Origin of the sequence: Streptomyces sp. G45 (assembly GCF_049542095.1) — a bacterium.
Lineage (GTDB): Bacteria > Actinomycetota > Actinomycetes > Streptomycetales > Streptomycetaceae > Streptomyces.
The window spans coordinates 1923893-1937317 of sequence record NZ_JBMUZU010000001.1; the positions used below are offsets into that span (position 1 = coordinate 1923893).

Below are 13425 nucleotides of genomic sequence, written 5' to 3' on the forward strand. Positions count from 1 at the left end.
CATGAGCCGACTGACGCACATCCCCGCTCCCGACGGCGTCGCCCCGGCGACGGCGTACACCCACGTCGTGACCGGCACGGGCCGCCTGGTCGCCGTCTCCGGCCAGCTCGCCCTCGACGAGGAGGGCAAGCTGGTCGGCGAGGGCGACGCCGCGGCCCAGGCCCGGCAGGTCTTCGAGAACCTGCGGCGCTGCCTGGCCGCCGCGGGCGCCACGTTCGACGACGTGATCAAGCTGACGTACTTCGTGACGGACATGGCGCACATGCCCGCGGTGCGCGCCGCACGGGAAGCCTTCCTGGACCCGGCCCGCCTCCCGGCGTCCTCGGCGGTGCGGGTGGCGGGGCTCGTCGACCCGGCGTTCCTGATGGAGATAGAGGCGCTGGCGATGGTGCCGGAGGAGCCCGCGGCCTAGCCCGGGCCCCGCACCGGCGTCAGCGGCGCCCCTTCCCGTGCCGGGAGCCGACGCCGGGGCCCGACGCCGAGACCCGTGCGAGTGCCGCCGACGCCGCCGCGGCCAGACGCGGGTGGGCGCAGGCGGCCCTGAGGACCGGGATGGCCCGCGGGTCCCCGAGCGCGCCGAGCCCTTCCACGCAGGCCAGCGCCACCTTGTTGTAGGGGTCGTTGGGCGTCAGGCGCCGCTGGAGCGTGATGATCAGGGCCGGGGCGGACTCCGGGGCCCGCAGTTCGGTCAGCAGCCGCACCGGGTGCAGGGCGTAGGCGACGCGCAGTTCGTTCGTGGCGAGCGCGGCCGCCGCGCGGGCCGTGCGCGGGTCGCCGAGCCGGGCGAGCGCGTAGGCGGCCGCGGCGCAGCGGGGCGGATCCCGGTGGTTGAGCAGCAGCACCAGGGACTCGAAGGCGCGCTTGTCCCCGCCGCGCCGAGTTTCACCGCCGCCAACTCCCGCGCCCACAGCGGCTGTCCGGCCGCGTGGAGCATCCCCGCGAGTTCGTCGGGGTCACTGACGGCCAGCAGCCTGCCGTACGCGTCCAGCGCCCCCGATGCCGAAGCCTCGCGTCGTAAGCGATCCGTCACCGTCCGCAACTCCGCATCCATGAGGGGAGCGTAGTCGCGACGGAGGTCACAGGCACCGGGGGCTGGCGCGCTCGTTACTCACCGGTTAATCTCAAGTGAGCGGGGCGCACTCCCCGTACGCAGTTCCCCAGTTAGTTCCCACAGCTCTTGACGGCCTGGTGACGCAGCCGTCGTGAGTGTTGTCGGTTCGGTACGCACGTACCGCAGGACGGCGCGGCCCCGGGACAGGGCCCGTCGGCTCTCCCCTCGCGCAACCACCGCGCGCCGTAAGCCACTTCACGCCCGCCCGCGTGGCCGCCACGCGCGCGTGCCCGTGTGCCTGGCGCGCCCCTCGTGCGCGCCCCGCGCGTGCGCCCCCTCAGTCGTCACTCACTTCCTGGAGTCCCCGCATGGACACTCCCGCGTCCTCGTCCACGCCCGTGTCGTCCGGCACCTCCCCCGCTCCCCTCGCCACCGTCGCCGTCGTGGGCCTCGGCACCATGGGCACCGGCATCGCCGAAGTGCTCGCCGTCGCGGGCCGCGAGGTCATCGGCGTCGACGTCAGCGAACAGGCCGCCGCCCGTGCCGTCGCCGCCCTGGAGGCGTCCACCGCGCGCGCCGTGCGCCGCGGCCGCCTCACGGAGGGCCGACGCGAGCAGGCCCTCGCCCGGTTCCGCACCTTCACCGACCTGCGCGCCGCGGCGGACGCCGACCTGGTGATCGAGGTCGCCCCGGAGTCGTACGAGATCAAGCAGCAGATCTTCCGCGAGCTCGACGGGGTCGTGCGCCCCGACGCGATCCTCGCGACCGGCACCAACGCGCTGTCCGTGACCCGGCTCGCCGCCGAGTCCGCCCGCCCCGAGCGCGTCCTCGGCCTGCACTTCTTCAACCCGGCGCCCGCCATGAAGCTCGTCGAGGTCGTGTCGTCCGTGCTCACCGCGCCGACGGCCGTCGCCGCCGTCACCGACCTCGCGCTCGCGCTCGGCAAGGAGCCCGTCCCGGTCGGCGACCGCCCCGGCTTCGTCGCCGACGGGCTGCTCTTCGGCTACCTCAACCAGGCCGCGGCGATGTACGAGGCGAAGTACGCGAGCCGCGAGGACATCGACGCGGCGATGCGCCTCGGCTGCGGCCTGCCCATGGGCCCGCTGGCGCTGCTCGACCTGATCGGCGTCGACACCGCCCGCACGGTCCTGGACGCCATGTACGCCGCGTCCCAGGACCGGCTGCACGCGCCCGCACCGATCCTGGGGCAGCTCAGCGAGGCGGGCCTGACCGGCCGCAAGGCGGGCCGCGGCTTCTACACGTACGCCGCGCCCGACAGCGCCGAGGTGGTGCCCGACGCGCTGACCCCGGCCGAGGGCGCGCAGGCGGTGCGGGGCCGCGAGGTGCGCTCCGTCGGCGTGGCCGGGTCCGGAACGATGGCCTCCGGCATCGCGGAGGTGTTCGCGAAGGCCGGGTACGGCGTGGTGCTCGCCGCCCGCACCGAGGAGAAGGCGGCCGCGGCCAAGCACCGGATCGCCAAGTCGCTCTCGCGCTCGGTCGACAAGGGCCGCATGACCGCGGACGCCGCCGCCAGGACCCTGGACCGGATCACGCCCAGCGGCTCCTACGAGGCGTTCGCGGACGTCGACCTCGCCCTGGAGGCGGTCGCGGAGGACCTGGAGGTCAAGCGGCAGCTCTTCGCGACCCTGGACAAGGTCTGCAAGCCGGGCGCGGTCCTCGCCACCACGACCTCCTCGCTGCCGGTGATCGCCTGCGCCCGCGCCACCTCGCGCCCCGGCGACGTGATCGGCCTGCACTTCTTCAACCCGGCGCCCGCCATGAAGCTCGTCGAGGTGGTCCGCACGGTGCTGACCACCGACGAGGTGCACGCCACGGCCCGCGAGCTGTGCGCGACGCTCAAGAAGCACCCGGTGGACTGCGGCGACCGCGCCGGTTTCATCGTGAACGCGCTGCTGTTCCCGTACCTCAACAACGCGATCAAGATGGTCCAGGAGCACTACGCGTCTCTCGACGACATCGACGCGGCGATGAAGCTCGGCGGCGGCTACCCCATGGGCCCCTTCGAGCTGCTTGACGTCGTCGGCCTGGACGTGTCGCTCGCCATCGAGAAGGTGCTGCACCGCGAGTTCCGCGAGCCCGGCCTCGCGCCCGCGCCGCTCCTGGAACACCTGGTGGCCGCGGGCTGCCTCGGCCGCAAGACCGGCCGCGGCTTCCGCGAACATGCCCGGCGCTGACCCGGACGGACCGGCGGGCACTGGCGCGTACGGCGCGGTGCGCGCCGGGCGCGCGGACTGGGGCGGGCTGCTCGAACCGTCGGGCAGCCCCGTCCCGCGGGCGCACTCGCCTGCGCACATGCAGTACGTTCAGGGCATGTCCAAGGCCGCCAAGTCCTCTCGTACGACCGCTACGCCCGACGCTCCGGAGAGCGCCGCGGGCAGCCGTGCCGCCGCGCAGCGGCTCAAAATGCGCCGTGAGCTGGCGGCCGCGGCCATGGAGCTGTTCGCGACCAAGGGGTACGAGGCGACGACCGTCGACGAGATCGCCGCCGCCGCCGGGGTCGCCCGGCGCACCTTCTTCCGCCACTTCCGGTCCAAGGAAGAGGCGATCTTCCCCGACCACGACGACACCCTGATCCGCGCGGAGGCCGTCCTCAACGCCGCCCCCGCCCACGAGCACCCCCTCGACACCGTGTGCCGCGGCATCAAGGAAGTCATGAAGATGTACGCGGCCTCGCCCGCCGTCTCCGTGGAGCGGTACCGGCTCACACGGGAGGTGCCGACGCTCCGGGAGCGCGAGATCGCCTCCGTGGCGCGCTACGAACGGCTCTTCACGCGCTATCTGCTCGGCCACTTCGACGAGCACGCGCACCACCACGGCAACGACGACCCGCTGCTCGCCGAGGTCGCCGCGTCGGCCGTCGTCACGGCCCACAACCACGTGCTGCGGCGGTGGCTGCGGGCCGGGGGGCAGGGCGACGTGGAGGCCCAGCTCGACCACGCCTTCGGCATCGTGCGGCGGACCTTCGGCACGGGCATCGGGGCCGGGCGGGACGCGGCGCCCGCCGGGGCGGCGACCGTGTCCGACGGCGGGGAGGTGCTGGTCGCGGTGGCCCGCACGGACGCCCCGCTCGACGAGGTCATGCGGACGATCGAGAAGGCCCTGCGCCGCTGACCTGGCGGAGGCGCCCTGTGCCGTCCCGTCGCCGCTTCGCGGCTCGTCCTCAAGCGCCGGACGGGCTGGTCCCCCGCCTTCTCGCCGTTGTCGGCTCTCCGTGATCCCCGCCCACCCGCCCCTTTCTGGGCGGGTGGTCTGTTTTCAGCCCGTCCGGCGCTTGAGGACGAGCCGCGAAGCGGCAATGAAGCGGGGTGCCAGGGGCGGCAGCCCCTGGTTCGGGAAGGGGCGGGTCTGGGGCGCCCCCGCGAGGGAAACCACCCCTGACCTGCAATGATCGATCATCGCTCAGATGAACCCACCCGCTGACAATTGAGAGAAATTGTTGGCACTGAGTGTCTTGCCGACTGGCACGCGGTGTCATACGTTGATGTCGTCCGGGCGACCGGAGGACGGGAAAACCCCGCCCCCGAACTGTCCCCGCGGACCACGGTCCCGCGCGCCCGGACGCCTGCGTCACAGGCACCCCGCGTCCCACCAAAGGCGCCGCCAGCACCTCGCACACCGCTCCACCTCCGCCGAACCGACGGCACCCTCTCCGCTTTTCCAAGGACCACCCCGACGTACCCCTCAGAGCGCCCGGCCCAGGGCGCCCTTCGCCGGAGGCAACCCATGCAGGAAATCCTGGACGCGATCCAATCGCCGGACACGTCGGCCGCCGACTTCGCCGCGCTGCCGCTGCCCGACGCGTACCGCGCGATCACCGTGCACAAGGACGAGACCGAGATGTTCGCCGGGCTCGCCACGCGCGACAAGGACCCGCGCAAGTCCCTGCACCTGGACGAGGTGCCGGTGCCCGAACTCGGCCCGGGCGAGGCCCTGGTGGCCGTCATGGCCTCGTCCGTGAACTACAACTCCGTCTGGACGTCGATCTTCGAGCCGCTGCCGACCTTCGGCTTCCTGGAGCGGTACGGGAAGCTGAGCGATCTGACCAGGCGTCACGATCTGCCGTACCACATCATCGGCTCCGACCTCGCGGGCGTCGTCCTGCGCACCGGACCGGGCGTCAACGCCTGGCGGCCCGGCGACGAGGTCGTCGCGCACTGCCTGTCCGTGGAGCTGGAGTCCAGCGACGGGCACAACGACACCATGCTCGACCCCGAGCAGCGCATCTGGGGCTTCGAGACCAACTTCGGCGGCCTCGCCGAGATCGCCCTGGTGAAGTCCAACCAGCTCATGCCCAAGCCGGACCACCTGAGCTGGGAGGAGGCCGCCGCTCCGGGCCTGGTGAACTCCACCGCCTACCGGCAGCTCGTCTCCCGTAACGGCGCCGGAATGAAGCAGGGCGACAACGTCCTGATCTGGGGCGCGAGCGGCGGACTCGGCTCGTACGCCACGCAGTTCGCGCTCGCCGGGGGCGCCAACCCCATCTGCGTGGTGAGCAGCCCGCAGAAGGCGGAGATCTGCCGCGCCATGGGCGCCGAGGCGATCATCGACCGCAACGCCGAGGGCTACAGGTTCTGGAAGGACGAGCGCACCCAGGACCCCAAGGAGTGGAAGCGCTTCGGCAAGCGCATCCGCGAGCTGACCGGCGGCGAGGACATCGACATCGTCTTCGAGCACCCGGGCCGCGAGACCTTCGGCGCGTCCGTGTACGTCACCCGCAAGGGCGGCACCATCACCACCTGCGCCTCCACCTCGGGCTATCTGCACGAGTACGACAACCGGTACCTGTGGATGTCCCTGAAGCGCATCATCGGCTCGCACTTCGCCAACTACCGCGAGGCGTGGGAGGCCAACCGGCTCATCGCCAAGGGCAAGATCCACCCGACCCTGTCGAAGGTCTACCCCCTGGAGGAGACCGGGCAGGCCGCGTACGACGTGCACCGCAACCTGCACCAGGGCAAGGTCGGCGTCCTCGCCCTCGCGCCCGAGGAAGGGCTCGGCGTGCGCGACCAGGAGAAGCGCGCCAGGCACCTGGACGCCATCAACCGCTTCCGCGACGTCTGAGGGGGCGGGGCCCACCCATGACGGAACGTCACAAGGACCGGCCGTGGCTGATGCGGACCTACGCCGGTCACTCCACGGCCGAGGCGTCCAACGAGCTGTACCGGCGCAACCTCGCCAAGGGCCAGACGGGCCTGTCGGTCGCCTTCGACCTGCCGACGCAGACCGGCTACGACCCCGACCACGTCCTCGCGCGCGGCGAGGTGGGCCGGGTCGGCGTCCCGGTCTCCCACCTCGGGGACATGCGGCGGCTGTTCCAGGACATCCCCCTGGAGCAGATGAACACCTCCATGACGATCAACGCGACCGCCATGTGGCTGCTCGCGCTGTACCAGGTCGTCGCGGAGGAGCAGGGCGCCGACATCGGCAAGCTCCAGGGGACGACGCAGAACGACATCGTCAAGGAGTACCTGTCGCGCGGCACCCATGTGTTCCCACCGGGGCCGAGCCTCCGCCTGACCACCGACATGATCACGTACACGGTGGCACACATCCCCAAGTGGAACCCGATCAACATCTGCTCCTACCACCTCCAGGAGGCGGGGGCGACGCCGGTGCAGGAGATCGCGTACGCGATGAGCACGGCGATCGCCGTGCTCGACGCGGTGCGCGCCTCCGGGCAGGTGCCCGAGGAGAGGTTCGGGGACGTGGTCGCCCGGATCTCGTTCTTCGTGAACGCGGGCGTCCGGTTCATCGAGGAGATGTGCAAGATGCGGGCGTTCGGGCGCATCTGGGACCGGGTCACGCGCGAGCGGTACGGGGTCACCGACCCCAAGCAGCGGCGGTTCCGCTACGGCGTGCAGGTCAACTCGCTGGGCCTGACCGAGGCGCAGCCGGAGAACAACGTCCAGCGCATCGTCCTGGAGATGCTCGCGGTCACGCTGTCGAAGGACGCCCGCGCGCGGGCGGTGCAGCTCCCGGCGTGGAACGAGGCGCTCGGCCTGCCGCGCCCCTGGGACCAGCAGTGGTCGCTGCGCATCCAGCAGGTCCTCGCGCACGAGTCGGACCTCCTTGAGTACGACGACATCTTCGCGGGCTCGCACGTCATCGAGGCCAAGGTGGACGCGCTCGTCGAGGAGTGCCTTGAGGAGATGGACCGCATCGAGCAGATGGGCGGCGCGATGGCCGCCGTGGAGTCCGGCTATCTGAAGGCGCAGCTGGTGGCGTCGCACGCGGAGCGCAGGGCGCGCATCGAGGCGGGCGACGACAAGATCGTGGGCGTCAACGTCTTCGAGTCGACGGAGCCGAGCCCCTCACCGCCGACCTGGACACGGCGATCATGACGGTCGACCCGGCGGTCGAGGCCCGCGTGGTGGCGGCGGTCAGGGAGTGGCGCGCCACGCGGCAGGAGTCCTCGGACCGGCAGGGCGGCGGCGACCCGTTCCACTACCCGACCGTGCGGCAGACCCTGGACCGGCTCAAGGAGGTCGCGGCCGGGACCGGCAACCTGATGGAGGCCACCTTGGAGTGCGCCCGCGCCGGGGTGACCACCGGCGAGTGGGCGGGCGCCCTGCGAGAGGTCTTCGGGGAGTTCCGGGCGCCGACGGGCGTCTCCGGGGCGCCGGTGGCCGTCACCGCGGAGGCGGGCACGCCGCTGGCCCTGGTGCGCGAGAAGGTGGAGAAGACGGCCGCCGACCTCGGCACCGGCAAGCTCCGCTTCCTGGTGGGCAAGCCGGGCCTCGACGGGCACTCCAACGGCGCCGAGCAGATCGCGGTGCGCGCCCGTGACGCCGGGTTCGAGGTCGTCTACCAGGGCATCCGGCTCACGCCCGAGCAGATCGTCGACGCGGCGCTCGCGGAGGACGTGCACGCCGTGGGCCTGTCGATCCTGTCCGGCTCGCACGCGCAGCTCGTGCCGGACGTCCTGACCCGGCTGCGCGCCGCCGGGGCCCACGACATCCCCGTGATCGCGGGCGGCATCATCCCCAGCAGCGACGCCGAGGACCTGAGGGCGGCGGGTGTGGCCGCCGTGTTCACCCCCAAGGACTTCGGCATCACGGAGATCATCGGCCGTATCGTCGACGAGATCCGGACAGCGAACCACCTCGACCCCCTGGAGGTCCCCGCATGACCCAGCAGTCCCCGGCCGTGAACCGGCTCCGCCCGCGCCGCTCCTGCCTCGCGGTCCCCGGTTCCAACCCCCGCTTCCTGGAGAAGGCCCAGGGCCTGCCCGCCGACCAGGTCTTCCTCGACCTGGAGGACGCGTGCGCGCCGCTCGCCAAGCCGGAGGCGCGGCACACCATCGTCAAGTTCCTCAACGAGGGCGACTGGACGGGCAAGACACGGGTGGTGCGCGTCAACGACTGGACGACGGAGTGGACGTACCGCGATGTCGTGACCGTTGTTGAGGGCGCGGGCGTCAATCTTGACTGCATCATGCTGCCCAAGGTGCAGGACGCCCAGCAGGTGGTGGCCCTTGACCTGCTGCTGACGCAGATCGAGAAGACGATGGGCCTTGAGGTCGGGCGGATCGGCATTGAGGCGCAGATCGAGAACGCGAAGGGTCTGGTCAATGTTGACGAGATCGCCGGTGCCTCGTCACGTCTTGAGACGATCATCTTCGGCCCGGCCGACTTCATGGCGTCGATCAACATGAAGTCGCTCGTCGTGGGCATGCAGCCGCCCGGCTACCCGGCGGACGCGTACCACTACATCCTGATGCGCATCCTGATGGCCGCCCGCACCCACGACCTCCAGGCGATCGACGGCCCCTTCCTCCAGATCAAGAACGTCGACGGCTACCGCGAGGTCGCCCAGCGCGCCGCCGCCCTCGGCTTCGACGGCAAGTGGGTGCTGCACCCGGGCCAGGTGGAGGCCGCCAACGAGGTGTTCTCGCCGTCCCAGGAGGACTACGACCACGCCGAGCTGATCCTGGACGCGTACGCGTACTACACGTCCGAGGCGGGCGGCAAGAAGGGCTCGGCGATGCTCGGCGACGAGATGATCGACGAGGCGAGCCGGAAGATGGCCCTGGTCATCGCGGGCAAGGGCCGTGCGGCGGGCATGCGCCGCACGTCCACGTTCGAGGCGCCCTCGGACTGACACGGCATCGAGCAGTTCGGGGCCCGAAGCCCCGTTCCCCGTCCTTTCCAGGCCCCCGCGGGGGCCTGGCAGACCTCGCCCCGGAGGGCAGCACCATGCAGTTCGGCCGCACATACGAGGAGTTCACGGTCGGTGACGTCTATCGGCACTGGCCCGGCAAGACGGTCACCGAGTACGACGACCACCTCTTCTGCCTGCTCACCATGAACCACCACCCGCTGCACCTGGACAGCAACTACGCGGAGACGACGACGGACTTCGGGAAGAACGTCGTCGTGGGCAACTACGTCTACTCGCTGCTGCTCGGCATGTCCGTGCCGGACGTGTCCGGGAAGGCGATCGCGAACCTGGAGATCGAGTCGCTCAAGCACGTGGCGCCGACGTTCCACGGCGACACGATCTACGGCGAGACGACGGTCCTCGACAAGACGCCGTCGCGGTCGAAGTCGGACCGCGGCATCGTCCACGTGGAGACGCGGGGCTACAAGCAGGACGGCACGCTGGTCTGCGTGTTCCGGCGCAAGGTGATGGTGCCGACCGAGACGTACATCAAGGAGCGCGGCGGCGAGCAGCCCGGCCGCCCGGAGCCGAAGACCCAGGAGAAGTAGCCATGAGCCGACTCGCCCAGACCCACGGCCTCACCGACGTCCAGCGGGAAATCCTGGCCACCGTCCGTGACTTCGTCGACAAGGAGATCATCCCGGTCGCCACGGAGCTTGAGCACCGCGACGAGTACCCGCAGGCGATCGTGGACGGGCTCAAGGAGTTGGGCCTGTTCGGCCTGATGATCCCGGAGGAGTACGGGGGCCTCGGCGAGTCGCTCCTGACGTACGCGCTGTGCGTGGAGGAGATCGCGCGCGGCTGGATGTCGGTCTCCGGCATCGTCAACACCCACTTCATCGTGGCGTACATGCTCAAGCAGCACGGGACGCGGGAGCAGAAGGACCACTTCCTGCCACGCATGGCGACGGGCGAGGTGCGGGGCGCGTTCTCGATGTCGGAGCCGGGGCTCGGCTCGGACGTGTCGGCGATCACGTCGAAGGCGGTCAGGGACGGCGACGAGTACGTCCTGGACGGCCAGAAGATGTGGCTGACCAACGGCGGGACGTCAACGCTGGTCGCCGTGCTCGTCAGAAGTGACGAAGGACACCCCGAGGGGACCGCGCCCCACAAGTCGATGACGACCTTCCTGGTGGAGAAGGAGCCGGGCTTCGGTGAGGTCCGCCCGGGTCTGACCATTCCCGGAAAGATCGACAAGATGGGTTACAAGGGCGTCGACACGACCGAGCTCATCATGGACGGCCTGCGCATTCCGGCCAATCGCGTCCTCGGCGGCGTCACCGGCCGGGGGTTTTACCAAATGATGGACGGCGTCGAGGTCGGCCGCGTGAACGTAGCGGCGCGTGGTTGCGGCGTCGCACAGCGTGCCTTTGAGCTGGGTGTCCGATATGCCCAGCAACGGCACACTTTCGGCAAGCCGATCGCCCAGCACCAGGCGATTCAGTTCAAGCTCGCGGAGATGGCTACCAAGGTCGAGGCCGCCCATGCGATGATGGTGAACGCAGCACGCAAAAAGGATTCCGGGGAGCGAAACGACCTCGAAGCGGGAATGGCGAAGTACCTGGCGTCCGAATACTGCAAGGAAGTCGTAGAGGACGCGTTCCGGATCCACGGTGGCTACGGCTTCTCGAAGGAGTACGAGATCGAGCGTCTCTACCGCGAGGCACCGATGCTGCTGATCGGTGAAGGTACCGCCGAGATCCAGAAAATGATCATTGGCCGACGACTCCTCGAAGAGTATCGATTCCAGGGCTGAATGTCCGGCTTGGGGTGATTTCTTCGAGATCCTATCGAGAAGAAGATCACACCCTGTCAGCACCCGCGGGCGGCCGACTCGGCTTCCTGGCTTGCCCAGTTGTGGCTCGCAACCGATACGATCCCGGGAAAGCCGCCGTCCCCCGTACGCAGTGCGGCATCATCCGCTACGAAGGTCATCCATGCCCCACAGCCAAACCTCTGCACCTCGCGACAGCCTCGCTGGCGTACGCCTCGCGCGCGGAGCATCGCCGTGGCTCCTGCCGACCGTCGCCACCGCGGCACTCAGCCTGGCCCGCGCGCGCCGGTCCAAGGGGGCCGCGGCCCTCGCCGTTCCCACCACCGCGCTCGCGGCGGGCATGCTGTGGTTCTTCCGCGACCCGGAGCGCGAGATCACCCCGGGCAGGGTCATCTCTCCCGCCGACGGCGTCGTACAGAGCATCATGCCGTGGAAGGACGGGCGCACCCGCGTCGCGATCTTCATGAGCCCGTTGAACGTCCACGTCAACCGCGCTCCCCTGGCCGGGACGGTGACGTCCGTGGAGCACATCCCGGGCGGCTTCGTCCCCGCCTTCAACAAGGAGAGCGAGAACAACGAGCGCGTCGTCTGGCACTTCGACACCGAGCTCGGTGACATCGAGATGATCCAGATCGCCGGTGCGGTGGCGCGGCGCATCGTGCCGTACGTGCCGCAGGGCACCAAGGTGGAGCAGGGTGAGCGCATCGGCCTGATCCGCTTCGGCTCACGCGTCGACCTCTACCTGCCCGAGGGCGTCGAGGTGGACGTCGAGGTGGGGCAGAAGACCGTGGCTGGGGTGACTCGCATTGACCGTGACTGATCCCGAGACACCGGCGGGCTGGGTGCCCGAGGCCGCCGATGCCGTGGACGACGCCGACGAGGAGATGCCGCTGTCGCTGCGCCTGTCGATAGCGGACACGCTCACGCTCGGCAACGCCACGTGCGGTTTCATGGCGGTGTACTTCACCACCACCGGCATCCTCATCCCGCACCTCACGGGTGACGAGTCCGGCATGGCCCGCAACAGCGCCGCCACGGCCGTGATCCTGATGCTGTGCGCCGCGGTCTTCGACCTGTTCGACGGCCTCGTGGCGCGCAAGCTGCGGTCGTCGCCGATGGGCGCGGAGCTGGACAACCTCTCCGACCTGATCAGCTTCGGCCTGGCCCCGGCGTACTTCGTGCTGGTGTACGGCGTGGTCGGCGAGGGGGCGCACCAGCGGGTGGCGGCGGTCGGGGCGATCGTGGTGCTGCTGGCGGTGGTGCTGCGGCTTGCGAGATTCTCCTGCGTGACCCTGCGGGACGGGGTGTTCCAGGGGATGCCCTCGCCCTTCGGGGCGCTGACGGTCGTCTCGATCGTGCTCCTGGAGCTGCCGTTCGTGGCGACGCTGCTCGCCATCCTCGGCACGGCCTGGCTGATGGTCAGCCGCGTCGAGTACCCGAAGCCGCGGGGGCCCCTCGCGGTGGCGATGCTGGCGTGGATCGTCTCGGCCATGGGGCTGCTCGCGGCGTGGGCCTTCGACGCGCCCGGTGGCCAGTTGCTGCTCCAGACCGGCTGCGCCCTCCAGCTCGTCCTCGGCGCGGTGATCCCCCTCTTCGCCACGGCGCGGCGGGTGAACAACTTCCGGGACAACCGGCGCGAGGCGCGGGCCACGCAGGTGCCGTAGTCCCCTTCGTGCGGTGGCGCCGGGCGGGCCCGGCGCCACGCGCCCTTCACAGCGACACCGGCGAGCGCCGTGCACGGACCGTGCACGGCGCTCGCTGCTGCTCCGCGCCCGTCGCGGCGGGGGTCAGCCGCCCGGGCCAGCGCGGCGGGGGTCAGCCGCTGTGGCCCGGAGCGTTCAGGGCCCGCTGGGCCGCCTCGACGAAGGCCAGCTTCGCGCGGTCGAGGGCGTCGGGCGGCTCGTGGCGGCGCAGGCCGTCGAGGAGGCGGCCCGCGGCGGCGACGACGTCCGCCGGGCCCTCCAGGACGACTCCGCCGTGGGCCCGTTGCAGCAGGGCCGCCTCGTCGCCCTGGGCCCGCCCGGTCCGCTCCGTCAGGATCCGCGCCTCCGCGGCCCCGAGGAACTCGGCGTAGACCTGCCGCCGGAGCGTGAGCGCGCGCTCCTCGGACGCGCCCCGCAGGGTCAGCCGCACCGACGCGAGCAGCGCGTCCGCCTGCCGGTCCCCCGCGTGCCGGGCCGCCTCGGCCTGCCGCACGCCCGTACTGCGCGTGAACCAGCCCGTGACGACGCTGCCGACGACCGCCGACCCCGCGGCGATCAGCGCGATGCCCCACTCACTCATGGCCGCCATCCTTCCGCCCCGCCCCGCGCCCGGCACGGCGCCCGGCGCGAGTGCGTCACGGATCACGCGGGCTCCGAAGGCGGCGACGTTACGATCGGATCATGTCGCCGGACGCCCAGGAATCACCCCCAATTCA

At 71.0% G+C, this 13425-nt stretch carries 11 protein-coding genes and 3 pseudogenes; 12 read left to right on the forward strand and 2 right to left on the reverse strand.

Annotation, left to right across the window (positions count from 1 at the left end):
- The first annotated feature begins 1 nt into the window (after position 1).
- The gene (locus ACOBQU_RS07685; RefSeq protein WP_423625189.1) at positions 2-412 is read left to right on the forward strand and encodes a RidA family protein; all 411 of its coding nucleotides are present in this window, start codon (positions 2-4) and stop codon (positions 410-412) included.
- Positions 413-431: 19 nt separating this feature from the next.
- On the opposite strand, the pseudogene ACOBQU_RS07690 reads toward ACOBQU_RS07685, so the two are convergent.
- A pseudogene (locus ACOBQU_RS07690) lies at positions 432-1051 on the reverse strand (HEAT repeat domain-containing protein).
- A gap of 368 nt (positions 1052-1419) precedes the next feature.
- Between ACOBQU_RS07690 and ACOBQU_RS07695 the strand changes: the two are divergent.
- From ACOBQU_RS07695 to pssA, 11 genes and pseudogenes are all read left to right on the forward strand, one after another.
- The gene (locus ACOBQU_RS07695; protein WP_423625190.1) at positions 1420-3246 is read left to right on the forward strand and encodes a 3-hydroxyacyl-CoA dehydrogenase family protein; all 1827 of its coding nucleotides are present in this window, start codon (positions 1420-1422) and stop codon (positions 3244-3246) included.
- Between the two features lie 118 nt (positions 3247-3364).
- The gene (locus ACOBQU_RS07700; RefSeq protein WP_423625192.1) at positions 3365-4183 is read left to right on the forward strand and encodes a TetR family transcriptional regulator; all 819 of its coding nucleotides are present in this window, start codon (positions 3365-3367) and stop codon (positions 4181-4183) included.
- A gap of 612 nt (positions 4184-4795) precedes the next feature.
- The gene (gene ccrA, locus ACOBQU_RS07705) at positions 4796-6133 is read left to right on the forward strand and encodes a crotonyl-CoA carboxylase/reductase (protein ID WP_423625194.1); all 1338 of its coding nucleotides are present in this window, start codon (positions 4796-4798) and stop codon (positions 6131-6133) included.
- A gap of 17 nt (positions 6134-6150) precedes the next feature.
- Positions 6151-7476 (forward strand): annotated as a pseudogene (locus ACOBQU_RS07710) (methylmalonyl-CoA mutase family protein); the annotation flags it as partial.
- Positions 7458-7598, forward strand: a pseudogene (locus tag ACOBQU_RS07715) (methylmalonyl-CoA mutase); the annotation flags it as partial. The pseudogenes ACOBQU_RS07710 and ACOBQU_RS07715, both read left to right, overlap by 19 nt.
- Positions 7581-8201 (forward strand): cobalamin-dependent protein, encoded by a 621-nt coding sequence (locus ACOBQU_RS07720; protein ID WP_423634324.1) that lies wholly within the window; start codon positions 7581-7583, stop codon positions 8199-8201. The pseudogene ACOBQU_RS07715 and the gene ACOBQU_RS07720, both read left to right, overlap by 18 nt.
- Positions 8198-9172 (forward strand): HpcH/HpaI aldolase/citrate lyase family protein, encoded by a 975-nt coding sequence (locus ACOBQU_RS07725; protein WP_423625196.1) that lies wholly within the window; start codon positions 8198-8200, stop codon positions 9170-9172. Before ACOBQU_RS07720 ends, ACOBQU_RS07725 begins: the two co-directional genes overlap by 4 nt.
- Before the next feature lie 95 nt (positions 9173-9267).
- Positions 9268-9780 carry a MaoC family dehydratase gene (locus ACOBQU_RS07730; RefSeq protein ID WP_423625198.1) on the forward strand — a complete coding sequence of 171 codons (513 nt, stop codon included), beginning with the start codon at positions 9268-9270 and terminating at the stop codon, positions 9778-9780.
- Positions 9781-9782: 2 nt separating this feature from the next.
- Positions 9783-10988 carry an acyl-CoA dehydrogenase family protein gene (locus ACOBQU_RS07735; protein WP_423625200.1) on the forward strand — a complete coding sequence of 402 codons (1206 nt, stop codon included), beginning with the start codon at positions 9783-9785 and terminating at the stop codon, positions 10986-10988.
- 181 nt (positions 10989-11169) lie between these two features.
- Positions 11170-11826, forward strand: a complete 657-nt coding sequence (locus ACOBQU_RS07740) for a phosphatidylserine decarboxylase (RefSeq protein ID WP_423625202.1) — start codon at positions 11170-11172, stop codon at positions 11824-11826.
- Positions 11813-12670: a CDP-diacylglycerol--serine O-phosphatidyltransferase gene (gene pssA, locus ACOBQU_RS07745; RefSeq protein WP_423625203.1), complete on the forward strand. Its 858-nt coding sequence runs from the start codon at positions 11813-11815 to the stop codon at positions 12668-12670. Before ACOBQU_RS07740 ends, pssA begins: the two co-directional genes overlap by 14 nt.
- A 151-nt stretch (positions 12671-12821) precedes the next feature.
- On the opposite strand, the gene ACOBQU_RS07750 is transcribed toward pssA, so the two are convergent.
- Complete coding sequence (locus ACOBQU_RS07750) at positions 12822-13289, reverse strand: hypothetical protein (RefSeq protein WP_423625205.1); 468 nt, start codon at positions 13287-13289, stop codon at positions 12822-12824.
- Positions 13290-13425 lie beyond the last annotated feature (136 nt).

Excerpts from the sequence above, each read along its gene's own strand:
- ACOBQU_RS07685 (WP_423625189.1), top strand. The coding sequence starts at position 2 with ATGAGCCGACTGACGCACATCCCCGCTCCCGACGGCGTCGCCCCGGCG.
- ACOBQU_RS07695 (WP_423625190.1), top strand. The coding sequence starts at position 1,420 with ATGGACACTCCCGCGTCCTCGTCCACGCCCGTGTCGTCCGGCACCTCC.
- ACOBQU_RS07700 (WP_423625192.1), top strand. The coding sequence starts at position 3,365 with ATGCAGTACGTTCAGGGCATGTCCAAGGCCGCCAAGTCCTCTCGTACG.
- ccrA (WP_423625194.1), top strand. The coding sequence starts at position 4,796 with ATGCAGGAAATCCTGGACGCGATCCAATCGCCGGACACGTCGGCCGCC.
- ACOBQU_RS07720 (WP_423634324.1), top strand. The coding sequence starts at position 7,581 with ATGGAGGCCACCTTGGAGTGCGCCCGCGCCGGGGTGACCACCGGCGAG.
- ACOBQU_RS07725 (WP_423625196.1), top strand. The coding sequence starts at position 8,198 with ATGACCCAGCAGTCCCCGGCCGTGAACCGGCTCCGCCCGCGCCGCTCC.
- ACOBQU_RS07730 (WP_423625198.1), top strand. The coding sequence starts at position 9,268 with ATGCAGTTCGGCCGCACATACGAGGAGTTCACGGTCGGTGACGTCTAT.
- ACOBQU_RS07735 (WP_423625200.1), top strand. The coding sequence starts at position 9,783 with ATGAGCCGACTCGCCCAGACCCACGGCCTCACCGACGTCCAGCGGGAA.
- ACOBQU_RS07740 (WP_423625202.1), top strand. The coding sequence starts at position 11,170 with ATGCCCCACAGCCAAACCTCTGCACCTCGCGACAGCCTCGCTGGCGTA.
- ACOBQU_RS07750 (WP_423625205.1), bottom strand. The coding sequence starts at position 13,289 with ATGAGTGAGTGGGGCATCGCGCTGATCGCCGCGGGGTCGGCGGTCGTC.